Consider the following 26693-nt stretch of genomic DNA (forward strand, 5'->3'; position numbering starts at 1 on the left):
AACCCGGGAGGCAGCTGACATGCTGAGTGGACAAAGTGCAATCGCGGCAGCAGGCCAGGCGCCGGCCAGCCTGGTCGAGCACCTGAGGGGCCTGGCGCAGCAGCGGTCCGACGACATCTGGCTCACCGTGGCCGCCGTGCAGGACGGCCGCGTGGTCGAGCGCAGCCACAGCTATGGCGACTTCGACCGCCGCGTGCGCGCGCTGGCCGCCCGGCTGCAGCAGCTGTGCCCCGTGGGCGCGCGCGCCCTGGTGATGATGGACAACGACGAGCACTACGCCGCCAGCATGCTGGCCTGCTTCTACGCGGGCGTGATCGCCGTGCCGGTGCCGCCGCTGGAATCGCTGCGCGTGCAGCACCTGGAGCGGCTGCTGGGCATCGTGGGCGACGCGGACGCGGCCTGCGTGATCAGCACGGCCGAAGTGATGCAGGCCCTGCCCGGCGCCGATGCGCGCTTTGCCGGCATTGCCGCCGTGGCCGCCGACCAGGTGGACCTGGCCGATGCCGAGGCCTGGCGGCCCCATGCGCCGGCTGCCGACGACATCGCCTTTCTGCAATACACCTCGGGCTCCACCTCGGCGCCCAAGGGCGTGATGGTCAGCCACGGCAACCTCATCGCCAACGAGGCCGCCATCCAGCAGCGCATGGACATCGGCGCGGGCGACCGCTTCATGTCCTGGGCGCCGCTGTACCACGACATGGGCCTGATCGGCGGACTGCTGCAGCCGCTGTACAGCGGGCTGCCGCTGGTACTGACCTCGCCGCGCCTCTTCCTGGAAAGCCCCGTGCGCTGGCTGGAACTGATCTCGCGCCACCGCGCCACCATCAGCGGCGGCCCCGACTTCGCCTACCGCATGTGCCTGGAGCGCATCAAGCCGTCGCAGCTGGCGCAGCTGGACCTGTCGAGCTGGCGGCTGGCCTATACCGGTGCCGAGCCCGTGCGTGCCGACACCGTCACGGCCTTCGCCCAGCGCTTTGCCGCCTGCGGCCTGCGGCCCGACGCGGCCTATGCCTGCTACGGCCTGGCCGAAGCCACCCTGTTCATCACCGGCGGCAGTTGCGGCGCGGGCGCCACGATCACGTCCTTCGATACCGAGGCCCTGGGCCAGGGCCGGGCCGTGGAAAGCCCCGGCGCCTCGCAGACCACCGCGCTGGTGGGCTGCGGCCCCGCCGTTCCCGGCCATGCCGTGGCCATCGTCGATCCGCACAGCCTGCAGGTGCTGGAGCCCGGCCGCGTGGGCGAGATCTGGGCGCACGGCCCCAGCATCAGCCAGGGCTACTGGGGCAAGCCGCAGCAAACGCAGCAGGCCTTTGTCGAGCATGCAGGCCGGCGCTGGCTGCGCACGGGCGACCTGGGCTTCGTGCACGGCGGGCAGGTCCATGTGGCGGGCCGCATCAAGGACCTGATCATCGTGCGCGGGCACAACCTCTACCCGCAGGACATCGAGCGCGTGGTCGAGGCCGCGGTCGAAGCCGTGCGCAAGGGACGCGTGGCCGCGTTTGCGGTGGACATCGATGGCCGGGAAGGCATAGGCATTGCTGCCGAAGTCTCGTTCGGCATGCAAAAACTGGTGCCGGCCCAGGCCCTGGTCGATGCACTGAGCACCGCCGTGGGCGCGCAGTGCGGTGAGGCACCCACGGTGATCGTGCTGCTCAACCCCGGCGCCTTGCCCCGCACCTCCAGCGGCAAGCTGCAGCGCGCAGCCTGCCGCCAGGGCTGGTCCGCGCGCACGCTGGATGCCTGGGCCGTGTTCGAGTCGGGCCGCTTCGCGGGCGGCGGCAGCCAGGCACCGCAGGAGGCGGGCGCGGCAGATCCCACCACAGGCACGCTGGCCGGCCTGTGGCGCGAGGTGCTCGGTGGCGATGCCCTGCACAAGCCGGCCGGCGAGGCCAACTTCTTCGCGCAAGGCGGCAACTCCCTGGCCGCCGTGCGGCTGGCCGCGCGCATCTGCCGGCAATGGTCCCTGGAGTATCCGGCCGGGCGGGTCTTCGAGCACCCGCGGCTGCGCGACCAGGCGCAGGACATCGACCGGCTGTGCCAACAGCGCCAGCCGGGCACGGCACTGCAGCGCATTGCCCCGCTGGCCGAGGCCCGTCGCGCCATGCCCCTGCCGCTGACGCCGGCCCAGCAGCGCCAATGGTTTCTCTGGAAGATGGATACGCGCAGCACGGCCTACCACGTGCAGGGCGCCCTGCGCATCACCGGGCCGCTGGATGCAGGCGCCCTGCGTGCAGCCGTGCAGGGCCTGGCCGAACGGCACGGTTCGCTGCGCACGGTATTCAACGCCCGGCCCGATGGGGAGGTCGAGCAGCGCCTGGACCCCCAGGGCAGGCTGGAGCTGCAGTGGCTGGATGCCGCGCAGGCCGCGCAGGGCAAGCCCGCGCAGCGCGAGGAGCACGCCGCCCAATGGCTGCAGGCGCTGTGCGCCCAGCCCTTTGATCTGCAGCAGGGGCCGCTGGCCAGGGCTGCCCTGGTGCGGCTGCAGGCCCATGAGCACATCCTGGCGCTGGTGATGCACCACATCGTCTCCGACGGCGCCTCCATGCAAATCCTGCTGGACGATCTGGCGGCGCTGTATTCCGGCGCCCCGGACAGCGGCCCGGCGCTGCAGTACGTGGACTACGCCGTCTGGCAGCGGGAGCAGGCTCAACAGGCCCAGCAAGGCCACCAGGCCTCGCTGGCCTACTGGCTGGAACGGTTGCAGGTGCCCCCAGGCGAGGCCCAGCCTGTGCTGGCCCTGCCTACCGACCATCCGCGCCAGGCGCTGGCACGCTATCGTGCGGGGCGGCACGGCTTCGAGCTGCCCGGCGCGACCTTGCAGGCACTGTGCGCGCAGGCCCGCCAGCAGGGGGACACGCTCTTCACGCTGCTGCTGGCAGGATGGCAGGCGTTGCTGTACCGCTACACGGGCCAGGAGGACATCCGCGTCGGCGTGCCCGTGGCCAACCGTGCGCATGCCGACCTGCAGGGCGTGGTCGGCTTTTTCGTCAACACCCTGGTGCTGCGCAACCGCATCGACGGGCGCATGCGCTTGGCCGACGTGCTGCAGCAGGCCCGCGAGGCGGCGCAGGGCGCGCAGGCCCACCACGCGCTGCCGTTCGAGCAACTGGTGGAGGCGCTGCAGCCGCAGCGCAGCCTGGCGCACAGCCCCTTGTTCCAGGTGCTGTTCAATCATCTGGTGGAGGACTGGCACGCGCTGCAGCAGGTGCCGGGCTGGACGGTGGCCGGCCAGCCGCTGGCGGCCGCAGATGCACAGTTCGAGCTGACCGTGGAAGTGCGCGAGCGCTCCGATGGCAGCCTGGGCATCAGCCTGGTCTATGCCCGCGAGCTGTTCGAGCCGGGCAGCATGCAGCGCCTGGCCGCCCACTACGAGGCCATGCTGGAGGCCCTCGCCCGGCAGCCCCAATGTGCCGTGGACGAGGTGCCGCTGCTGGGTCCCGAAGAACGCCAGCAACTGGCGGCCTGGAGCTGCAATGACCAGGTCCTGCACGGCGGCGACATCGTGCACCGCCGCTTCGAGCAGCAGGTGGCGCGCAGCCCCGGTGCCCCGGCCCTGTGCCTGGGCGAGGCCACGCTGGGCTACGCCGAGCTCAATGCGCGCGCCAACCGGCTGGCGCATCACCTGATCGCATCGGGCGTGCGGCCCGGCGTGCCGGTGGGCATTGCCATGGAGCGCTCCATCGAGATGGTCGTGGGGCTGCTGGCCATCATGAAGGCCGGCGCCGCCTATGTGCCCATCGACCCCGAGCATCCGGCCGACCGCATCGCCTACATGCTGGAGGACAGCGGCGTGTCCCTGGTGCTGGTGCAGCCGCAGGTGCGGGACCGCCTGCCAGCCAGCTGCAGGGCCCGACTGGTCGATGTGCCGGGCCTGGCGTCCCGGCTGCAGGACATGCCGGCCCACAACCCGGCCGTTGCCCTGCATGGCGACAGCCTGGTCTATGTCATCTACACCTCGGGCTCCACGGGCCGGCCCAAGGGCACGGCCAACCGCCACCGTTCGCTGTGCAACCGCCTGGCTTGGGGGCAGATGCACCAGCCGCTGGGCCCGGGCGACACGGTGCTGCAGAAAACGCCCTTCGGCTTCGACATCTCCTTCTGGGAATTCTTCTGGCCGCTGACCACCGGCGCACGCCTGGCGCTGGCCGCCCCCGGCGACCACCGCGATCCCCGGCGCCTGGCCGAGCTGATAGCGCGCCACCAGGTCAGCACCATCCACTTCGTGCCGTCCATGCTGCAGGCCTTCATGGCGCACCCGGTGGCCGCCACCTGCCAGGGGCTGCAGCGCATCATCTGCAGCGGCGAGGCCCTGTCCGCCGAATTGCAGGCGGCCGTGCTGCAGGCCTTCCCCGGCACCCGCCTGCTCAATCTCTACGGTCCCACAGAGGCGGCCATCGAGGTCACCTGGTGGGACTGCCGGGACGAGGGCGCGTTGTCCGTGCCCATAGGCCGCCCCGTGGCCGGGCTGCGCACCCATGTGCTGGATGCCGCGCTCAACGAGGTGCCGCGCGGCGTGGCCGGCGAGCTGTATCTGGGCGGTGTGGGCCTGGCGCGCGGCTACTGGCGGCGGCCGGGCCTGAGCGCCGAGCGCTTTGTCGCCGATCCCGCCAGCCGCACGGGCGAGCGCCTGTACCGCACGGGCGACCTGGTGCGCTGGCGCGGCGACGGCCAGATCGACTACCTGGGCCGCGTGGACCACCAGGTGAAGATCCGCGGCTTTCGCATCGAGCTGGCCGAGGTGGAGGCGCAACTGCTGGCCCACCCCGCCGTGCGCGAGGCCGTGGTGGTCGCCCGCCAGGCGGCCGACGGCGCGCGGCTGGCCGCCTTTGTCTCGGTGCAGCAGGGGCAGCGCCTGGACATGGCTGCGCTGCGCAGCGCGCTGGCCGCGGCCCTGCCCGACTACATGCTGCCCTCGTCCATCACCGTGCTGGATGCCTTGCCGCTGAACGCCAACGGCAAGGTGGACCGCAAGGCGCTGCCCGAGGCGCCCGCCCTGCCGGCCCTGGAGCACCAGGCCTACGAGCCGCCCGAGGGCGGCGTGGCCGTGACCATTGCCGCCCTCTGGGCCCAGGTGCTGGGCGTGGAGCGCGTAGGCGCCAGCGACAACTTCTTCGACCTGGGCGGGCATTCGCTGCAGCTCATCCGCGTGCATGGCCTGCTGGAGTCGCGGCTGGGCCGGGAGCTGTCCCTGGTCGATCTCTTCAAGCACCCCACGGTGTCGGCCCTGGCGCGGCGCATCGAGCAGGGCGCAGATAGCGAGGGCGGGGGCGAGGGCGAGGGCGACGGCGCCGCGCAGGCGGCCGCCGCCCGGGACGGCATGGACGCGGCCCAGCGCCGCCGCGAGGCGCTGCTGCAGCGCAAGCGCCACATCGAAAGGACCCTCTGATGTCTTCTTCCTCCGAAACCACCGGCCTGGAGATCGCCGTCATCGGCATGGCCGGGCGCTTTCCGGGCGCCGACGACATCGACCGCTTCTGGGCCAACATCCGTGACGGCGTCGAGTCCGTGAAGCGCTACAGCGACGATGAGCTGCGCGCCATGGGCGTGCCCCAGGCCCTGCTGGACGATGCCGGCTACGTGAAGGCCGGCGTGCCGCTGGCCGGCATGGACCTCTTCGATGCCGACTTCTTCGGCTACACCCCGCGCGATGCCGAGCAGCTGGACCCGCAGCACCGCCTTTTCCTGGAATGCGCGTGGCAGGCGCTGGAGCATGCGGGCTACGAGGGCCGGCGCTACCCCGGCGCCATCGGCGTGTATGCGGGCACGGGCGCCAGCGTCTACCTGATGCGCCATCTGCTGCCCCGCCATGCGCCGGGCCCTGGCGCCCAGGTCGCCGACCTGCTGGGCCTGATGAGCGGCAACATGGCCGATGCCCTGGCCACGCGCGTGGCCTACAAGCTGGACCTGCGCGGCCCGGCCGTCACCGTGCAGACGGCCTGCTCGACCTCGCTGATGGCCGTGCACACCGCCTGCCAGGCGCTGCTGGGCCATGAATGCGCCATGGCGCTGGCCGGGGGCGTCTCGCTCAACCTGCTGCAAAACGGCGGCTACCGCTACCAGGCCGGCGCCATCTTCTCGCCGGACGGGCATTGCCGCGCCTTCGATGCCCAGGCCGCAGGCACGCTGCAGGGCAGCGGCGCGGGCATTGTGGTGCTCAAGCGCCTGGACGATGCGCTGCGCGACGGCGACACCATCCACGCCGTCATCCTGGCCAGCGCCGCCAACAACGATGGCGCAGACAAGGTGGGCTTCACGGCGCCCGGCGTCAACGGCCAGGCCGCCGTGGTCCGCGCGGCGCAGGCCCTGGCGGGCGTGCCGGCCGACACCATCGGCTATGTGGAAGCCCATGGCACGGGCACGGCGCTGGGCGACCCCATCGAGATCGCGGCGCTGACCCAGGCCTTTCGCGCCAGCACGCAGCGCAGGGGCTACTGCGCCATCGGCTCGGTGAAGACCAATATCGGCCATCTCGATGCGGCCGCCGGTGTCACGGGCCTGATCAAGGCGGTGCTCTCGCTCAGGCATGCCACCTTGCCGCCCAGCCTGCATTTCGAGCGGCCGCACCCGCAGATCGACTTCGAGCGCAGTCCCTTCCATGTCAACACCGCGGCCAGGCCCTGGCCCCAGGCGGCCACACCGCGCCGCGCGGGCGTGAGCGCCTTCGGCATTGGCGGCACCAATGTCCATGTGGTGCTGCAGGAGGCTGCTGCCGCCCCTGCCACCTCTGCCGCCCCTTCCGTTACACAGGCGGATGCAGCCCGGGGCTGGCAGGTGCTGCCGCTGTCCGCTCGCAGCCCCCGTGCGCTGGATGAAGCGGCGCGCCGCCTGGCTGCCCATCTGCAGCAGGCCGGCAGCGGCCTGTCGCTGGACGATGTGGCCCACACCCTGCAGCAGGGCCGCCGCGCCTTCGGCCATCGCCGTGCCGTGGTGGCAGACGGTATGGGCATGGCGGTGGAGGGCCTGCACCTCTCTGCTGCTACTGCTGCTGCTGCTGCTGCTGCTGCGCCGCCAGGCCAGGCCACCGAGGTGCCGCCACAGCCGCCCGGCGTGGTCTTTCTTTTCCCGGGCGGGGGCGTGCAGCACGCCAACATGGGCCTGGACCTGTACCGCGACGGCGGTGTGTTCCGGCAGGAGGTGGACCGCTGCTGCGAGCTGCTGCAGGCCGAAACAGGCTGGGACCTGCGCCAGTGGCTGTTCCCCGCCCCGGGTGAAGAGGTGGAGGCCGACGCGGCGCTGTCCGCCATGGACAAGGCCCAGCCGGCCCTATTCGTGATCGGCTATGCGCTGGCCCGGATGTGGATGGCGTGCGGCGTGCAGCCCGTGTCCATGCTGGGCCACAGCCTGGGCGAGTATGTGGCGGCCTGCCTGGCCGGCGTGTTCGAACTGCCGCATGCCCTGCGCATCGTGGCGGCGCGCGGCCGCCTGCTGCAGTCGCTGCCGCAGGGCGCCATGACCTCGGTGCCCCTGGCCGAGGCCGAGCTGCAATCGCTGCTGGATGCGGGCTGCGACCTGGGTGCCGTCAACGGCGAACGCCTGTGCGTGCTGTCCGGCCCGCTGGCCGCCATCGAGGCGGCCGAAGAGGCGCTGCGCGCGCGCGACATCACCGCGCGCCGGCTGCACATTGCCGTGGCCTCGCACTCGGCCATGACCGAGCCCCTGCTGGCGCAGCTGGAGCAGGTGGTGGCCAGCGTGCCCCGGCATGCGCCGCGCCTGGCCTTCATCTCCAGCGTGACCGGCAAGCCCATCACGGCCGAGCAGGCCATGAACCCCGCCTACTGGGCCGGCCACCTGCGCCATACCGTGCGCTTTGCGGACGGGCTGGACGAGCTGCTGAGCGTGCCGGGCCGCGTGCTGCTGGAGGTGGGCCCCGGCCAGGCCCTTGCCGCCCTGGCTCGCCAGCACCCGCGCGCCGCCACGGCGGCCGGCATCTGGCCCAGCCAGGCCCATCCCCAGCAGACCGCACGCAGCGCGCAGCTGCTGGCGCAGGCCGTTGCCGGACTGTGGTGCGCGGGCGTGGACATCGACTGGACTGCCTGCCGGGGCGGGCGGCCAGGCCGGCGCGTGCCGTTGCCGACCTATGCCTTCCAGCGCCGCTCCTTCTGGGTGCAGGCTGCGGGGCAGGGTGGCGATGCACCGAAAGCGGCAGGCGCGGCAGGCCCCTCGGCGACCGCGGGTCCGTTCTACGCCGCCGCCTGGCAGCGCAGTCCCTTGCGGTGGGAGGCAGGCACCGCCGCAGCCGCAGCCCAGGTGGCCCTGGTGTTTGGCGACGGCAGTGCCACGGCCGAGGCCCTGGTGCACGCATTGCGCGCGCAGGGCGCCGATGTGGTCTGCGTGGAAGCGGGCGCCGCCCCCGCCTGCCTGGCCCCGTGCCGGCATGCCGTGCGCCCCGGCGAGCGCCGCGATTGCGAGGACTTGCTCGATGCGGTGCAGGCGCAGTTCGGCCCCGTGGGCGCCGTCTACCACCTGTGGGCCATGGACGCGGCCGCCCCTGCGCCGCTGGAGCGCGGCTTTCACAGCGTGCTGGCCCTGGCGCAGGCGCTGGAGGCCCGTGCGCACGGAGCTGGAGGCCCGCGCACACGGCGGCTGCTGCTGGTGGCCGCAGGCGGTTCGGAAGATGTGACCGGAGCGGAAGCGCTGAACCCCGAGATGGCCGCCGTCTTTCCGCTGTGCAAGGCGATAGGGCAGGAATGCCCGTCCATCGACTGCCGTTTCGTCGATGTGGTGCAGGCGGGTTCGCCCGCAATGCAGGCCCGGCTGGCGCGCCAGCTGCTGGACGAAGCCCGCGCGCCGCATGGGCTTCGCACGGCCGACACGGCCATCGCCCTGCGCGGTGCCCACCGCTGGCGCAAGACCTACGAGCCCCTGCAATGGCAGGACGCCGCGGCGCCGCGCCTGCGCAGGCAGGGCGTGTACCTGATCACGGGCGGCCTGGGCGGCGTGGGCCTGGCGCTGGCCCGGCATCTGGCCGCGCACTGGCAGGCCCGCCTGGTGCTGCTGGGCCGCACGGCGCTGCCAGCACGCAGCCAATGGGAGGCACTGGCCGCCGATGACGGGCAGCCGAGCACCCTGCGCCAGCAACTGCTGCAGCTGCTGGCCCTGGAGGCCGAGGGCGCCCAGGTGCTGACCCTGGCCGCCGATGTGGCCGACGCCGCGCAGGTGCAGGCGGCGCTGGCGCAGGCGCACCAGCGCTTTGGCGCCCTGCATGGCGTGGTCCATGCCGCAGGCCATGCCGACAGCGGCATGCTGGCCACCCGCACGCGGGACAGCGTGGAGCGCGTATTCGCCCCCAAGCTGCGCGGCACCCGGCTGCTGCTGGACTTGCTGGGCACGCAGGACATGCAGGACATGCAGGACATGCAGGACATGCAGGACATGCAGGACATGCAGGACATGCAGGCGCCGGACTTCGTGCTGCTGTGCTCGTCCATCTCCAGCCTCACCGCAGGCCTGGGCAAGAGCGACTACGCCGCCGCCAATGCCTGCATGGATGCATTGGCGGCACTGGCCAGCCGCCAGCGCGCCTGGCCCGTCATCTCCGTGGACTGGGACGCCTGGCGTGACCTGGGCATGGCCGCCGGCATGCGCATTCCCGAGGGCATAGGCTGGAGCGGCGCAGAAGCGGCAGCGGTGTTCGAACGCATCGTCAACGGCGATGTGCCGCACCAGGTGGTCATCTCCACCACCGACCTGCAGCAGCGCCTGGGCGAGATCGATGCCGGGCTGGTGGATGCGCTGGCAGAACCTGCCGCCGAAGCCGTCGCCGAACCTGCCAACGGATCGCAGGCCCGTGGCGGCCATCCGCGCCCGGCGCTGCAGACCGCCTACGTTGCGGCCGAAGGCGAACTGCAGCAGGCCCTGGCCGCGCTGTGGACCGACATGCTGGGCATTGCCCCGGTGGGCGTGCACGACAACCTGTTCGAGCTGGGCGGCGACTCGCTGCTGGCCCTGCAGATCCTGGGCCGCGTGAAAAAGCGCTTTGGTGTCGAGCTGCACCCTGCGGCCTTCTTCAAGGCCCCCACCGTCGGCGAGCTGGCCGTGCTGGTGGAGACCCGGCTGATCGAGGAGATCGAGGCCACCGTTACCGATGAAGGCGATGCCCTTGCCGCCTTCGCATCTGCGTGAGAAGACCACCATGTCCCTGAACGATCTCGATTCCCGCAAGTCCCGCCTGTCCGATGCGCAGCGCGCCGCACTGGCCCTGAGGCTTCGGGGTGCATCCGGCGCACCCGCTGCATCCGACGCAGGTGGCGCAGGTGGCCTGCCGAACGGCGACACCCGCAACACGGCCCACACCATCACCCGCTGCGACCGCACGCTGGCCATTGCCCTGTCCCCCGCGCAGCGCAGCCTCTGGCTCACCTGGCGGCTGGAGCCCGCCAGCCCCGCCTACAACATGGTGGGATCGCTGTCGCTCAAGGGGCCGCTGGATGCGCTGGCGCTGGAGCAGGCGCTGCAGGCCCTGGCCGAGCGCCACGAGATCCTGCGCACCTGCTATCCGGCCGGCGAGGACGGCGAGCCCCGGCAGTCCATCCAGCCCGCCGCGCCCGTGCCCCTGCGCCACGTCGATCTGGGCGCATGGACGGACGGCGATCCGCAGGCCGAGGCCCAGCGCCAGGTACTGCTGCTGGCCCGCCAGCCCTTTGCGCTGGATACGGAAACGCCATTGCGCGCCGTCCTGTGCCGGCTGGGCGCGCAGGAGCATGTGCTGGGCCTGTCGCTGCACCACATTGCTGGCGATGGCTGGTCCAACGGCATCGTGGTCGAGGAACTGTTCCACCTGTACGAGGCCCTGCGCACGCAGCAGCCATCGCGCCTGCCGGCCATGGCCCTGCAGTTCGCCGACTACGCCGTCTGGCAGCGCCGCTGGTTCGATGCCGGTGAGCGCGAGCGGCAGCTGGTCTACTGGCGCGCCCGGCTGGGCACCGAGCACGAGGCCTTGGCCCTGCCGATGAAGCAGGCCAGGGCGGCCGTGCAGGAGGCACAGGAGCAGCGCCTGGAGTTCACGCTGCCCGCCGCGCTGGCCACCCGCGTGCGCGCCCTGGGCCGCGCGCATGGCGCCTCGCTGTTCATGGTGATGCTGGCCCTGCTCAAGCTGGTGCTGTACCGCTTCAGCGGAACGCGCGAGCTGCGCGTGGGTACGCCCGTGGCCAACCGCCAGAAGGCCGAGACGCATGGGCTGATCGGCTACTTCCTGAACCTGCTGGTGCTGCGCACGCACATCGATCCCGCGCAGGACTTCGGCGCGCTGCTGGCGCAGGTGCGCGAGGCGGTGCTGGGCGCGCAGGCCCACCAGGACCTGCCGTTCCACCTGCTGGTCGAGGCGCTGCAGCCGGCCCGCCAGCCGGGCGTTCACCCGCTGTTCCAGGTCAAGTGCACCCAGCAGGAGGATGCCTCGGCCGCGCGCCACATCGCCGGCCTGGAGATCGCCATGCAGGCCGTCTCCAGCGGCCAGGCGCATTTCGACCTCAGCCTGGACTTCACCGACCGGCAGGACGGCATCGACTGCGTGCTGATCTACGCCGATGAACTGTTCGACCAAGCCGTGGTGCGCGACATGGCCGCCGCGTTCCAGGACCTTGCGCGGCAGGTCAGCGGCGCAATCAGCGACAGGCAGCCCAGGCTGGGCGAACTGTCACTGCCAGGCCGCGTGTCGGAGTCTGCAGGCCCGGTGCAGGCCTTTGGCGCCGACAGCGTGCTGCAGCTGTGGTCGCGCGCCGTGCAGGCCCAGCCCGATGGCACGGCGGTCAGGGACGCGGGCTCGGCCCTGGACTATTCACAGCTGGACCGGCAGTCCGACCAGCTGGCCCGGGCCCTGGTGGCGCGCGGCGTGGGGGCCGATGTGCGCGTGGCCCTGCATGCCGAGCGCAGCTGCGCCTTTGTGCTGGGCCTGCTCGCCGTGCTCAAGGCCGGTGGCACCTATGTGCCCCTGGACCCCGGCCTGCCGGCGCAGCGGCTGGCCTGGCAGCTGCGCGACAGCGGCGCGGTGCTGATGCTCTGCCAGCAGGCGCCCGCCTGGGACGCGGGCGTTCCCGTGTTGAGCCTGGACCCGAATGCCTGCCAGGACCCGTGCATTGCGGGGCAGGCGCCGCCGGCTGCGCCGCCGCATTCCGCACAGGGCGCCTATGTGATCTACACCTCGGGCTCGACCGGGCAGCCCAAGGGCGTGGTCGTCAGCCACGGGGCGCTGGCCCACTATGTGCAGGCCGTGCTGCAGCGGCTGGACCTGCCCGGTGCGGCGCGCAGCATGGCCATGGTCTCGACCGTGGCTGCGGACCTGGGGCACACCGTGCTGTTCGGCGCGCTGTGCTCGGGGCGCGCGCTGCATCTGATGGCGCCCGAACTGGCCTTCGACCCCGACGGCTTCGCGCGCTACATGGCAGAGCACCGCGTGGACGTGCTCAAGATCGTGCCCAGCCATCTGCAGGGGCTGCTGAATGCCGGCATGCCCGCTGACGTGCTGCCTGCCAGCCGCCTGGTGCTGGGCGGCGAGGCCACGCGCTGGCCGCTGATCGACCGCATTGCCGCGCTCAGGCCCGGCTGCCGCGTGCTCAACCATTACGGCCCCACCGAAACCACGGTGGGCATCCTCACCCAGGAGGCGGACGAGGCGCTGCGCGGCGGCGAAAGCCTGCCCGTGGGCAGGCCGCTGGCCAATAGCCGCGCCCTGGTGCTGGATGCCGACCTGCAGCCCGTGCCTCGGGGCGCCAGCGGCGAGCTGTACCTGGGCGGGCCGGGCCTGGCGCGCGGCTACCAGGCCCGGCCCGGGCAGACGGCAGAGCGCTTCGTGGCCAGCCCGTTCCAGCCGGGCGAGCGCCTGTACCGCACGGGCGACCGCGTGACCATGCTGGCCGATGGCGGCCTGCAGTTCCTGGGCCGCATGGACGACCAGGTGAAGGTGCGCGGCTACCGCGTGGAGCTGCGCGAGGTGGCGCTGGCGCTGCAGGCCGTGCCCGGCGTGGCCCAGGCCGAAGTCGTGGCGCGGCTGGATGGGAATGGGAATGGGGATGGGGGCGGCGACGGGCGCATGCAGTTGCATGCCTATGCCGTGCCCCAGGCGGGCGTGCCCGCCGACAGGCCGGGGTGGGCCGCCGCGCTGGCGCAGGCGCTGCCCGAATACATGGTCCCCGCCAGCATCACCGTGCTGGAAGGCATGCCCCTGACGGCCAACGGCAAGATCGACCGCAAGGCCCTGCCCGTGCCGGAGCAGGCGGCCGCCGATCTTTTCGAGGCGCCCCAAGGCGAGGCCGAGCAGGCGCTGGCCGCCGTCTGGGCCGACCTCTTCGGCCTGGAGCGCGCGGGCCGGCATGACGACTTCTTCGCGCTGGGCGGGGACTCCATCCTCGCGCTCAAGCTGGTGGCGCGCGCCCGCAAGCGCGGCGTCAAGCTCACGCCCAAGCAGCTGTTCACGGGCAAGACGCCAGCGGGTGTGGCACGGCTGGTGGAGGGGCCGGTTGCCGGCGCCGAGCAGACCGAAGGCACGGCGCCCCTGCCCAGGGCCGACCGCAGTGGCCCGCTGCCGCTGTCCTTTGCGCAATTGCGCCAGTGGTTCCTGTGGCAGCTGGAGCCGGCCGGTACGGCCTATCACATCAGCGGCGCGCTGCGTCTGCTGGGCACGCTCGACGTGCTGGCGCTGCAGCAAAGCTTCGACGCGCTGGTGGCGCGCCACGAGTCGCTGCGCACGGTGTTCCGCATGGGCGGGGACGGGCAGGTGGTGCAGGTGATCGCCGCACAGGGCAGTGTGCGGGTCGAGCAAACGGATCTGTCCGAACTCCCCGCTGCGCAGCGCCAGGAACAACTGGAACAGGCGGCGGCCGCCGTGCACCGCCAGCCCTTCGACCTGCAGGCCGGGCCGCTGCTGCGCGTGGGCCTGATCCGGGAGTCGGCCGAGGCGCATCTGCTGGTCGTGGCCATGCACCACATCGTCTCCGACGGCTGGTCCATGCAGATCATCGTGGATGAATTCGTGCAGCAGTACCGCGCACGGTGCCAGGGACAGGTGCCGCAGGCCGCACCCCTGCCGCTGCAGTACGCCGACTACGCGGCCTGGCAGCGCCAGTGGCTGGAGGCCGGCGAGCGGCAGCGGCAACTGGCCTACTGGCGCACCCAGCTGGGCGACACGCACCCCGTGCTGCAACTGCCCACCGACCACCCGCGCCGGCCCGGCGCGGACCATGTGGCCGCCAGCCATGGCCTGCAGCTGCCGGCCGATCTGGTCGGCAGCCTGCGCCGCCGCGCCCAGGCGCAGGACGCAACGCTGTTCGTGCTGCTGCTGGCCGGCCTGCAGGCCGTGCTGCACCGCTACACGGGCCAGGAAGACATTCGCGTGGGCGTGCCCATTGCCAACCGCCACCGGGTGGAAACACAGGGCACGGTGGGCTTTTTCGTGAACACCCAGGTTCTGCGCGCCACGCTGGACGGGCGCATGGGCCTGGCGCAGCTGCTGGACCAGGCCCGGCAGGCCGCGCAGGGCGCGCAGGCCCACCAGGACCTGCCCTTCGAGCAACTGGTCGAGGCGCTGCAGCCCGAACGCAACGCCGGCACCCAGCCGCTGTTCCAGGTGCTGTTCAACCACCAGCGCCAGGACCGCAGCGCGCTGCAGCAACTGCCTGGGCTGGAGCTGCAGGAATATGCGCTGCAGGGCCAGGGCGCCCAGTTCGAGCTGACCGTGGGCACCACCGAGGATGCGCAGGGCCGCCTGCACCTGCGCCTGACCTATGCCCGCGAATTGTTCGAGGCTTCCACCATCGGCGCGCTGGCCGGCCACTATGTGGCCATGCTGCAGGCGCTGGCCGATGATCCGGCCCGCAAGGTGGGCGAGGTCGCCTTGCTGGGCGCGGCCGAACTGCACAGGCAGCAGGCATGGGGCCGCACCGCTGCCCTGCCTGCCGGCCGGCCGGCCGCAGCGCAGACGCTGCATGGCCGCTTCGCCAGCCAGGCATTGGCGCGGGCCGGGGCGCAGGCGCTGTCCTTCGAGCACCACGTTCTCGGCTACGCCGAACTCGACGCCCGGGCCAACCGCCTGGCCCACTGTCTGATCGCCCTGGGCGTGCGCCCCGAGACACGCGTGGGCATCGCCATGCAGCGCTCGGTGGAGATGGTGGTCGGCCTGCTGGCCATCCTCAAGGCTGGTGGCGCCTATGTGCCGCTGGACCCGGACTACCCTGCCGACCGGCTGGCGCACATGGTGGCCGACAGCGGGATCTCTCTGGTGCTGACGCAGGCTGTGGTGCGTGAGCGCCTCCCGGGCGCTGCTGCGCTGCAGGTGCTGGAGATCGACCTACTGGACCTGTCGGGCGAACCCGATACCGATCCGCAGGTCGATGTGAGCCCGGACAGCCTGGCCTATGTGATCTACACCTCCGGCTCCACGGGCCGTCCCAAGGGCGCGCAACTGAGCCACCGCAACGTGGCACGGCTGCTGGACGCCACCGATGCCTGGTTCGGCTTCGGGCCTGACGATGTCTGGACCCTGTTCCATTCCTATGCCTTCGACTTCTCGGTCTGGGAGATCTTTGGTGCCCTGTGCACGGGCGGCCGGCTGGTGGTGGTGCCGTACTGGGTCAGCCGGTCGCCCCAGGACTTCCTGGCCTTGCTGCGTGCGGAGCGCGTAACGGTTCTCAATCAAACACCCTCGGCCTTCGGGCAGCTGGTGCATGCGGTGGAGCAGGAAGATGGGAACGAGCAGGGCGGCGCTGGCCTGGCGCTGCGCCAGGTGATCTTCGGCGGCGAGGCGCTGGAGCCCGAGAGCCTGCGGCCCTGGTTCGAGCGCTTTGGCGAGCAGGCCCCGCAGCTCATCAACATGTACGGCATCACCGAGACCACGGTGCATGTGACGTACCGGGAGATCATCCAGAAGGATCTGGACGGCGGACGCAGCCCCGTGGGCGTGGCGATTCCGGACCTGGGCCTGTACGTGCTCGACGGCAGCCTGAACCTGCTGCCGCAGGGTGTGGCGGGAGAGTTGTATGTGGCGGGCGAGGGCTTGGCACGCGGCTATCTCAACAGGCAAGGACTGACGGCAGAGCGCTTCATTGCCAACCCGTTCAGCGAGACGGGCGAGCGCCTGTACCGCACGGGCGACCTGGTGCGCTGGAGTGCACAGGGCGAACTCGAATACCTGGGTCGTGCCGACCAGCAGGTCAAGATCCGGGGCTTCCGCATCGAGCTGGGCGAGGTGCAGTCGCAACTGCTGGCCCAGCCCGAGGTGCGCGAGGCCGTGGTTTTGGCCAAGGAGGGTGCAAGGCTGATCGCCTATGTCTCCCTGCGTGACGCGGTGGAGGAAAGCCAGCTCAAGCAGCGCCTGGGCCAGGCGCTGCCCGACTACATGGTGCCCTCGGCCATCGTCGTGCTCGATGCCCTGCCTTTGACTGCCAACGGCAAGGTGGACCGCAAGGCGCTGCCCGAGCCGGAGATGGCGAGTGCGCAGGAATACGAGGCACCGCAAGGTGAACTCGAAGAAACGCTGGCGCAGATCTGGGCCGAGGTGCTGGGCGTGGAGCGCGTGGGACGGCAGGACGGCTTCTTCGAGCTGGGCGGGCATTCGCTGCTGGCCCTGGGCCTGCTGGAGCGCGTGCGCGCCCGGGGCCTGCGCGTGCAGGTGCGCACGCTGTTCCAGCACCCGAGGCTGGCGGAGTTTGCGCAGGCGGTGCGGCAGGAGCAGCAGGGTGAGCAGGGTGAGCAAGGTGCGCAGGTGGCCGGCGAGATCGACGTGCCGCCCAATGGCATCCCCGAAGGCTGCACGGCGATCACGCCGGACATGCTGACCCTGGTGGCGCTGGATGAAGATGAGATTGCACGCATTGCCGCTGCGGTGCCCGGTGGCGCAGCCAACATCCAGGACATCTACCCGCTGGCGCCGCTGCAGGAGGGGATTCTGTTCCACCACCTGCTGCAGTCCGGGGGCGATGTGTTCGTCTCGCCCAACCTGCTGAGCTTCGGGGCGCGCGAGCAGCTGCAATCCTTCGTGCACAGCCTCAACCAGGTGATTGCGCGCCATGACATCCTGCGCACGGCCGTGCTCTGGGAGGGGCTGTCCGAGCCCGTGCAGGTGGTGCTGCGCCAGGCACCGCTGCAGCTGCAGTGGCCTGATGCGGATGAGGCACATGAGGCACTGGTGCCGCAGATGCTGGAGCAACTGCGCAGCCACGACCTGCGCCTGGACGTGCGGCAGGCGCCGATGATAGGGGCGCGGGCCGCGCACGATGCCGGGCAAGGCCGCTGGCTGCTGCAGCTGCTGAGTCACCACCTGGTGATGGACCGCATCACGCTGGACCTGCTGCTGCAGGAAGTGCTGCGGCTCCAGCAGGGCCGTGCGGCCGAGCTGCCGGTGCCCGTGCCCTTCCGGCGCTTTGTGGCGCAGGCGCGCCAGGGCGTGGCGGCCGAGGCGCACGAGCGGTTCTTCCGCCGCATGCTGGCCGATGTGCAGGAGCCCACGGCCGCCTTCGGCCTGCTGGACGTGCAAGGCGATGGCCGTGGCATGGAGGAGGCCCGCCTGCGGTTGGACGCCCCACTGGCCCAGGGCATGCGCGGCCAGGCGCGTGCGCACGGGGTCAGCCCCGCCGCGCTCTGCCACCTGGCCTGGGCGCTGGTGCTGGCCCGGACCAGCGGCAGGCAGGAGCCGGTCTTCGGCACCGTGCTGATGGGCCGTATGGACGGCGGCGCCGGTGCGCAGCAGGCGCTGGGCATGTTCATCAACACCTTGCCGCTGCGGCTGCCGCTGGGCGAAGGCAGCGTGCTCCAGGGCCTGCGCAGCACGGCGGCGGCGCTTGCGGCGCTGCTGCAGCACGAGCATGCCAGCCTGTCGCTGGCCCAGCGCTGCAGCGGCCTGCCTGCGGGAACGCCGCTGTTCAGCGCATTGCTGAACTACCGGCATGGCGCGGCCGAGGGTGCTGCGCAAGAGCTGGCCCGGGCCGGCGTGCAGGTGCTGGGCCGCCCCGAGCGCAGCAACTATCCCGTGGGCATGGCCGTGGATGACGACGGCCAGGGCTTTGTGCTCGTCGCCCAGGTGGTGCGCAGCGTGGGGGCCGGGCGCGTCTGCGCCTACATGCAGCAGGCCCTGCAGGCGCTGGTGCAGGCGCTGCAGCAGCAGCCCGGCCGCGACCTGCGCACGCTGGACGTGGTGCCCCCGGCCGAGCGCCAGGCGCTGCTGGCGCAGGCCTGCAACCCCCGCTCCTGGCCGCAGGCCTTGCCGGTGCACCGCATGTTCGAGGCGCAGGCAAGGCAGCGGCCCCAGGCCCCGGCCCTGGCCGCGGACGGGCAGGTGTTCAGCTACGGCGATCTGGACTGGCGGGCCAGCCGCCTGGCGCAGGCCCTGATCGCCCAGGGGCTGCGGCCGGGGCAGCGCGCGGGCCTGGTGGCCGAGCGCGGGGCCGCCATGGTGGCCGGCCTGCTGGCCATCCTCAAGGCGGGCGCCGCCTACGTGCCCGTCGATCCGGCCCTGCCCGATGAGCGCATGCAGTACATGCTGCAGGACAGCGGGGCCTGCCTGGTGCTGGCCTCGGGCCTGGCGCCGGGCCGGCTGGCCGTGCTCGCCGCCAGCGTGCCGAAGGTGCTGGAACTGGAGGCGCTGGAGGCAGTGGAGGCAAGGGAGCCAGGGCCGCAGGCAGGCACGGAACGCGCGCCCCGCGTCGAGGTGCATGGCGACCAGGCCGCCTATGTGATCTACACCTCGGGCTCCACCGGCCGGCCCAAGGGCGTGGTGGTGCGCCATGCGGCCTTCTCCAACTTCCTGCAGTCCATGGCGGCACAGCCGGGCCTGCAGGCGCAGGACGTGGTGCTGGCCACGACCTCCGTGTCCTTCGACATTGCGGGCCTGGAGATCTTCCTGCCCCTGGCCGTGGGCGCGCAGCTGGTGGTGGCCGGGCGCGAACAGGTGCGCGACGCGGCCGCGCTGGCGGCGCTGCTGGAGCGCAGCCGCGCCAGCGTGATGCAGGCCACGCCCTCGGGCTGGCGCCTGCTGCTGGCCGGTGGCTGGAAGGCGGCACGGCCCCTGAAGGCGCTGTGCGGCGGCGAGGCGCTTGCGCCGGACCTGATCGCCCTGCTGCGCGCGACGGGCGTGGACCTCTGGAACCTCTACGGCCCGACCGAGACCACGATCTGGTCCAGCCTGCAGCAGGTGCAGGGCGATGCCGCCACGCTGGGCCAGGCCATCGCGGCCACCCGGCTGCTGGTGCTTGACGAAGGACTGCGCTGCGTGCCGCAAGGCGTGGCCGGTGAGTTGTTCATTGGCGGCCAGGGCCTGGCGCGCGGCTACTGGCAGCGGCCGGGCCTGAGCGCAGAGCGTTTTGTGGCCGATCCTTTCGCGGGACCGGGCGCGGCTGGCGAACGCCTGTACCGCACGGGCGACCTGGTGCGCCGCAATGCCGATGGCGCGCTCGAATACCTGGGCCGGCTGGACCACCAGGTCAAGATCCGCGGCCACCGCATCGAGCTGGGCGAGGTGGAGGCCGCACTGCTGGCCCAGCCCGAGGTGCGCGAGGCCGTGGTCACGGCAGCGGGGGGCGGCAGTGATACGCGCCTTGTGGCGCATGTATCGCTACATGCAGGCCCTCCCCTGGACGCTGCGGCACTGCGCGCAAGACTGGCCAGCGGCCTGCCCGACTACATGCTGCCGTCCGCCATCGTGGTGCTGGACACGCTGCCGCTGAACAACAGCGGCAAGGTGGACCGTGCCGCGCTGCCTGCGGCTCAGGTGCCGGCCGGCCCGTCCTACGAGGCGCCTTCGGGGCAGGCCGAGGAAATGCTGGCCGGGCTCTGGTCCGAGCTGCTGGGCGGTGGCCGCGTGGACCGCCGCGACAGCTTCTTCGAGCGCGGCGGGCACTCGCTCAAGGTGGTGCAACTGCTGGCGCGGCTGCAGGGAGCAGGCGCAGCGGGGCTGACCGCCCAGGACATTTTCCGCACCCCGGTGCTGCAGGACATGGCAGGCCTGGTGCGCCTGCCAGCCCATGGCAGCGCGGGTGCTGCGGGTGCTGCGGGTGCAACAGGCACGACAGGCGCGGATGCGCAGGCGCTCGATGCGCTGGATTCCTTTCTCGAAACTCTGGGAGATATCTGATGGACCGTGGCCGCCTGCGCCAAATCGCCGAGCGCTTTGCAAGCCTGGGCCCTGCCCAGCGCACGCTGGCATTGCAAAAGATCCGGGCCGAGGGACTGGATCTCTCGCATTTCCCCATCCCGGTGCGCGCACCATCGCCCGACCAGACCGAAGCCCTGTCCCATGCGCAGCTGCGCCAGTGGTTCCTGTGGAAGCTGGACCCGCAAAGCTCGGCCTACCACATCGCCCAGGCCTCGTGGATGCATGGCGAGCTGGATCTGGCGGCCCTGCGGCAGGCGTTCGGCGTGCTGCTGGAGCGCCACGGCGGACTGCGCACGGTGTTCGAGGAAAGCCCCGACGGCCTGGCGCGGCAGCGCATCGTGCCGCAGCTGGCCCTGGAGCTGCCGCTGATCGACCTGACCCCCTTGCCTGCCGCACAGCGGCGCGAACGGGCCCTGGCCGAAGCCTCGCGCCTGTGCCTCACGCCCTTTGACCTGACGCGCGGACCGCTGCTGCGCGTGGCCGCCGTCCGCCTGGACAGCCGCCAGCACCTGCTGGTGGTGGTGATGCACCACATCATCTCCGACGGCCGCTCCATGCAGATCCTGCTGGAGGAGTTCGCCGGCCTGTACGCGGCACTGGTGCAGCAGCGCCCGACCCGCCTGCCGCCGCTGCCCATTGCCTACACCGACTACGCCGCCTGGCAGCGCGACTGGCTGGAGGCCGGGGAAAGGCAGCGCCTGCTGGACTACTGGCTGCCCGAACTGGCCGGGGGGCAGGACCTGCATCTGGAACTGCCCGCCGACCATGCCCGCGCGCCGGGCGCCGAGACCCGCTGGCATGCCGCCTGGCACCGGCTGGATCTGCCCGCCAGCCTGGTGGCCGGACTGGAGCAGCGCGCCCGCGAGCAGGGCACCTCCCTCTTCGTGGCGCTGCTGGCCGGGTTCCAGGCCCTGCTGCACCGCTATACCGCCGAGACCGATATCCGCGTGGGCGTGCCCGTGGCCAACCGCAACCAGCCCGAGGCCGAGCCGCTGGTCGGCTTCTTCGTCAACACGCTGGTGATGCGTGGCCGGCTCGATCCCCGCATGCGCCTGCAGGAGCTGCTGGCCCAACTGGCCGAGCTGGTCCGCCTGGGCCTGGCCCACCAGGACCTGCCCTACGAGCAACTGGTCGAGGCGCTGCAGCCGCGCCGCAGCCTGGACGGCAGCTCGCTGTTCCAGGTGATGCTGAACTACCAGCACGAAGAGGCGGCCGGCCTGGCGGGCCTGGAGATCCAGAAGCTGGAGCTGGACGGCCTGGCCGCCCAGTTCGAGCTGACCCTGCACGCCAGCCGCCGCGCCAACGGCAGCCTGCAACTGGGCTTTGCCTATGCGCGCGAGCGCTTCGAGCCGGCCACGGTGCAGCGCATGGGCGCGCATCTGTCGCTGCTGCTGCAGGCGCTGGCGCATGCGCCGCAGTGCGCGCTGGACCAGGTGCAACTGCTGCCCGGCGATGAGCAGGCGCAGCTTCTGGACCGCAGTGCGCGCCGCAGTACCCGCAATGGACCTGCCCTCAACCCTGCGCAGCCCGCCTGCCTGCACCAGCGCTTTGCCACAAGCGCGCAGCAGCGGCCGGATGCGGTGGCGCTGACCTGCGAGTCCGCACGACTGACCTACGCCGAACTCGACGCCCGGGCCAACCGCCTGGCCCACCGCCTCATCGCCCTGGGCGTGCGGCCGGAGACGCGCGTGGGCATCGCCATGCAGCGCTCGGTGGAGATGGTGGTCGGCCTGCTGGCCATCCTCAAGGCCGGTGGCGCCTATGTGCCGCTGGACCCGGATTACCCTGCCGACCGGCTGGCGCACATGGTGGCCGACAGCGGGATCTCTCTGGTGCTGACGCAGGCTGCGGTGCGTGAGCGCCTCCCGGGCGCTGCTGCGCTGCAGGTGCTGGAGATCGACATGCTGGACCTGTCGGACGAACCCGATACCGATCCGCAGGTCGATGTGAACCCGGACAGCCTGGCCTATGTGATCTACACCTCGGGCTCCACGGGCCGTCCCAAGGGCGCGCAACTGAGCCACCGCAACGTGGCACGGCTGCTGGACGCCACCGATGCCTGGTTCGGCTTCGGCCCGGACGATGTCTGGACCCTGTTCCACTCCTACGCCTTCGACTTCTCGGTCTGGGAGATCTTTGGCGCCCTGTGCACGGGCGGCCGGCTGGTGGTGGTGCCGTACTGGGTCAGCCGCTCGCCCCAGGACTTCCTGGCCTTGCTGGCTGCGGAGCGCGTAACGGTTCTCAATCAAACACCCTCGGCCTTCGGGCAGCTGGCGCATGCGGTGGAGCAGGATGAAGAAGGCAGTGCTGGCCTGGCGCTGCGCCATGTGGTCTTCGGCGGCGAGGCGCTGGAGCCCGAGAGCCTGCGGCCCTGGTTCGAGCGCTTTGGCGAGCAGGCCCCGCAGCTCATCAACATGTACGGCATCACCGAGACCACGGTGCATGTGACGTACCGGCAGATCACCAAGGCGGATCTGGAGGGTGGTCGCAGCCCTGTTGGCGTGGCGATTCCAGACCTGGGCCTGTATGTGCTCGATGGCAGCCTGAACCTGCTGCCGCAGGGCGTGGCCGGGGAGCTGTTCGTGGCGGGCGAGGGCTTGGCACGCGGCTATCTCAACAGGCAAGGACTGACGGCAGAGCGCTTCGTTGCCAACCCGTTCAGCGAGACGGGCGAGCGCCTGTACCGCACGGGCGATCTGGTGCGCTGGAACGCTCAGGGCGAACTCGAATACCTGGGCCGTGCCGACCAGCAGGTCAAGATCCGGGGCTTCCGCATCGAGCTGGGCGAGGTGCAGTCGCAACTGCTGGCCCAGCCCGAGGTGCGCGAGGCGGTGGTGCTGGCCAAGGAGGGCGCAAGGCTGATCGCCTATGTCTCCCTGCGTGACGCGGTGGAGGAAAGCCAGATCAAGCAGCGCCTGGGCCATGCGCTGCCCGACTACATGGTGCCCTCGGCCATCGTCGTGCTCGAAGCCCTGCCGCTGACTGCCAACGGCAAGGTGGACCGCAAGGCGCTGCCCGAGCCGGAGATGGTCAGCGCCCAGCAATACGAGGCACCACAGGGCGAGTTGGAAGAAACGCTGGCGCAGATCTGGGCGGACGTGCTGGGCGTGGATCGCGTGGGCCGGCAGGACGGCTTCTTTGAACTGGGCGGGCATTCGCTGCTCGCCCTGGGCCTGCTGGAGCGCGTGCGCGCCCAGGGCCTGCGCGTGCAGGTGCGCACGCTGTTCCAGCATCCGGGGCTGGCGGAGTTTGCGCAGGCGGTACTGGAGGAACAGCAGGAGCCGCAGGGTGAGCAAGGGGCGCAGGTGGCCGGCGAGATCGACGTGCCGCCCAATGGCATCCCCGAAGGCTGCACGGCGATCACGCCGGACATGCTGACCCTGGTGGCGCTGGATGAGGTGGAGATTGCTCGCATTGCCGCGGCGGTGCCGGGAGGTGCGGCCAACATCCAGGACATCTACCCGCTGGCGCCGCTGCAGGAGGGGATTCTGTTCCACCACCTGCTGCAGTCCGAGGGCGATGCCTATGTCACCTCGCACACGCTGAGCTTCGACTCGCGCGAGCGGCTGCAGCGGTTTGCCGAGAGCTTTGACCAGGTGGTCGCGCGGCATGACATCCTGCGCACGGCCGTGTTCTGGGAGGGCCTGGCGACGCCCGTGCAGGTCGTCTGCCGGCAGGCCCGCCTGCCGCTGTCCTGGCTGGAGGAGGGCGGAACAGCGGCACCATCGCAGGACGCGCTGGCCCGGCTGGCCGCCTGCGCCCACGGCTACCGCATCGACCTGCGCAAGGCGCCGCTGATCCACCTGGTGGCCGCGCACGACGCGCCGGGCCAGCGCTGGCTGCTGCAGATCCTGGCCCACCACATGGTGGACGACAACACCACGCTCAAGCAGGTGATCGGTGAGATCGCGCTGATCCAGCAGGGCCGCTCCAGCGCGCTGCCCCGGCCGCTGCCGTTCCGCCAGTTCGTGGCCCAGGCGCGCTCGGGCGAGGGCATGGCCGGGCATGAGGCGTTTTTCCGCACCATGCTGGGCGATGTGCAGGAGCCCACGGCGCCCTTCGGGCTGCTGGATGTCCAGGGCGACGGAGCGCGCACGAACGAGGTGCGGCAGGTGCTTGACGGCGGCCTTGCCGCCCGGTTGCGGCAGCAGTCCCGGCGCCACGGCGTCAGCGCCGCCGCGCTGTTCCACCTGGCCTGGGCCCTGGTGCTGGCCAGGACCAGCGGCAGGGACGACGTGGTGTTCGGCACCGTGCTGTTTGGCCGCATGCAGGCCCAGCAGGGCGCGGCCCGCGCGCTGGGCATGTTCATCAACACGCTGCCGCTGCGCGTTCGCCTGGCCGGATGTAGCGTGGCCCAGGCCCTGCGCCAGACCCAGGCCACGCTGACGGACCTGCTGCAGCACGAGCACGCCAGCCTGTCGATGGCCCAGTCCTGCAGCGGCCTGGCCGGCGGGGCGCCGCTGTTCACGGCCCTGCTCAACTACCGGCACACGGCGCTGCAGGACGCGGACGCTGGCGATGCCTGGAGCGGCGTGCAGATACTGCAAAGCCACGAGCGCACCAACTTCCCGTTCGGCCTGTCGGTCAACGACACGGGCGAGGGCTTCACGCTGATCGCGCATGTGATCGATGCGGTGAATGCCCACAGCATGTGCGGCTACATGCACGAGGCGCTGGACGGCCTGGCCGATGCCCTGGCGCGCCACCCCGGCCAGCCCGTGACCGCGATTGCGGTGCTGCCCGCGCATGAACGGGACAGGCTGCTGCAGTGGAGCCTCAATGGAAAGGCCCATCCCGAGGCCCTGCCCGTGCACCGGGAATTCGAGGCCCGCGTGCGGGAGCAGCCCGATGCCGTTTGCCTGGTCCATGGCGACGAGGCGCTGACCTCGGCCCGGCTCAACGCCCGTGCCAACCGGCTGGCCCATCGGCTGATGGCCCTGGGCGTGGGGCCGGACGTGCGCGTGGGCGTTGCGCTGGAGCGCTCGGTGGACATGGTGGCGGGACTGCTGGCGGTGCTCAAGGCCGGCGGCGCCTACGTGCCGCTGGACATGGAGTACCCGGTGGACCGCCTGGCCTACATTGCCCAGGACAGCGGCATTGCCCTGCTGCTGACCGAGCGCAAGGCACGCGACCGCCTGCCGTTCGCGCAGGCGCTGAACGTGGTCGAGCTCGACGGCCTGGACCTGGACGCAGGGCCTGACCACAATCCCGGCGTGGCGGTCCATGGCGACCATCTGGCCTATGTGATCTACACATCGGGCTCCACCGGTCGGCCCAAGGGGGCGGCCAACCGGCATGCCGCGCTGTCCAATTGCATGGCCTGGATGCAGGACCACTACCGGCTCACGCGGGCCGACGCGGTGCTGCACAAGGCGGCCTTCGGCTTCGATGTCTCGGCCTGGGAAATCTTCTGGCCGCTGACGGCGGGCGTGCGCCTGGTGGTGGCCCGGCCCGGCGACCACCGCGATCCCGAGCGCATCGTCGCGCTGATCCGCCGCCACCAGATCACCACGCTGAACTTCGTGCCGGCCATGCTGCAGGCGTTTCTGGCCCATGAAGGCATCGAGGAGGAGACTCGCCTGCGCTATGTGATCTGCGGCGGCGAGGCCATGCCGGCCGAGACACAGCGCGAGGCCCTGCGCCGCCTGCACGGCGTCAGCCTGCAAAACCTCTATGGCCCCACCGAGGCCGCCATCCACGTGACGCACTGGACCTGCCGCGACGATGGCCGCAGCCCGGTCCCCATCGGCCGCCCCGTCAGCGCGACCAAGGCCCTGGTGCTGGGCCAGGATCTGGGACTGGTTCCCGCAGGCGTGGCCGGCGAACTCTATCTGGGCGGGCAGGCGCTGGCGCAGGGCTACCTGGGCCGGCCCGGCCTGAGCGCCGAGCGCTTCGTCGCCGACCCGTTCGACCAGGGCGGCGGCCGCCTGTACCGCACGGGCGACCTGGTGCGCTGGAACGACGAAGGCCAACTGGAGTACCTGGGGCGCCTGGACCACCAGGTGAAGATCCGGGGCTTTCGCATCGAGCTGGGCGAGATCGAGGCCCGGCTGCTGGCCCAGCCCCAGGTGCGGGAGTCCGTGGTTGTGGCCCGCAAGGGTCCGGCGGGCATGCACCTGGCGGCCTATGTCTCGGCGCATGAAGGGCAGCAGGTCACGGCGACCGAACTGCGCGAGCGCCTGGCCCTTGAACTGCCGGACTACATGGTGCCGGCCGCCATCATGGTGCTGGACCGCCTTCCCCTGAATGCCAACGGCAAGGTGGACAGGGCCGCCTTGCCCGAGCCAGAACTGCTGGCCAGCCTGCACTACGAGGCGCCCGTGGGCGACGGCGAGCAGCGTCTGGCCGCACTCTGGAGCGAGGTGCTGGGCGTGGAGCGCGTGGGGCGCCAGGACCATTTCTTTGAGCTGGGCGGGCACTCGCTGCTGGCCCTGAAGCTGCTGGAGCGCATGCGCGCCCAGGGCTGGGTGACGCAGGTGCGCACGCTGTTCCAGCACCCCCGGCTGGCGGATCTGGCACTGGCGCTGCGCCGCGAGCAGGGCCTGCCCCGGCATGAGGTGCAGGTGCCGCCCAACGGCATCCCCGAAGGCTGCACGGCCATCACGCCCGACATGCTGAC

The 26693-nt window shown here is 71.5% G+C and carries 4 protein-coding genes; all 4 read left to right on the plus strand.

Annotation, left to right across the window (positions count from 1 at the left end; genetic code table 11):
- The first annotated feature begins 19 nt into the window (after positions 1-19).
- The gene (locus ACF8NF_RS19025) at positions 20-5386 is read left to right on the plus strand and encodes an amino acid adenylation domain-containing protein (RefSeq protein WP_392451032.1); all 5367 of its coding nucleotides are present in this window, start codon (positions 20-22) and stop codon (positions 5384-5386) included.
- The gene (locus ACF8NF_RS19030) at positions 5386-10122 is read left to right on the plus strand and encodes an SDR family NAD(P)-dependent oxidoreductase (protein ID WP_392451033.1); all 4737 of its coding nucleotides are present in this window, start codon (positions 5386-5388) and stop codon (positions 10120-10122) included. Before ACF8NF_RS19025 ends, ACF8NF_RS19030 begins: the two co-directional genes overlap by 1 nt.
- A 10-nt stretch (positions 10123-10132) precedes the next feature.
- Positions 10133-20053 (plus strand): amino acid adenylation domain-containing protein, encoded by a 9921-nt coding sequence (locus tag ACF8NF_RS19035; RefSeq protein ID WP_392451034.1) that lies wholly within the window; start codon positions 10133-10135, stop codon positions 20051-20053.
- A partial coding sequence (locus ACF8NF_RS19040; protein ID WP_392451035.1) for an amino acid adenylation domain-containing protein occupies positions 20053-26693 on the plus strand: 6641 nt, incomplete at its 3' end. The genes ACF8NF_RS19035 and ACF8NF_RS19040, both read left to right, overlap by 1 nt.

The organism is Delftia sp. WSY_22 (assembly GCF_043104185.1).
Taxonomy (GTDB): Bacteria; Pseudomonadota; Gammaproteobacteria; order Burkholderiales; family Burkholderiaceae_C; genus Comamonas; species Comamonas tsuruhatensis.

Bases quoted from the DNA above. Each gene is read 5' to 3' on its own strand.
- ACF8NF_RS19025 (WP_392451032.1), top strand. From the start codon at position 20: ATGCTGAGTGGACAAAGTGCAATCGCGGCAGCAGGCCAGGCGCCGGCC.
- ACF8NF_RS19030 (WP_392451033.1), top strand. From the start codon at position 5,386: ATGTCTTCTTCCTCCGAAACCACCGGCCTGGAGATCGCCGTCATCGGC.
- ACF8NF_RS19035 (WP_392451034.1), top strand. From the start codon at position 10,133: ATGTCCCTGAACGATCTCGATTCCCGCAAGTCCCGCCTGTCCGATGCG.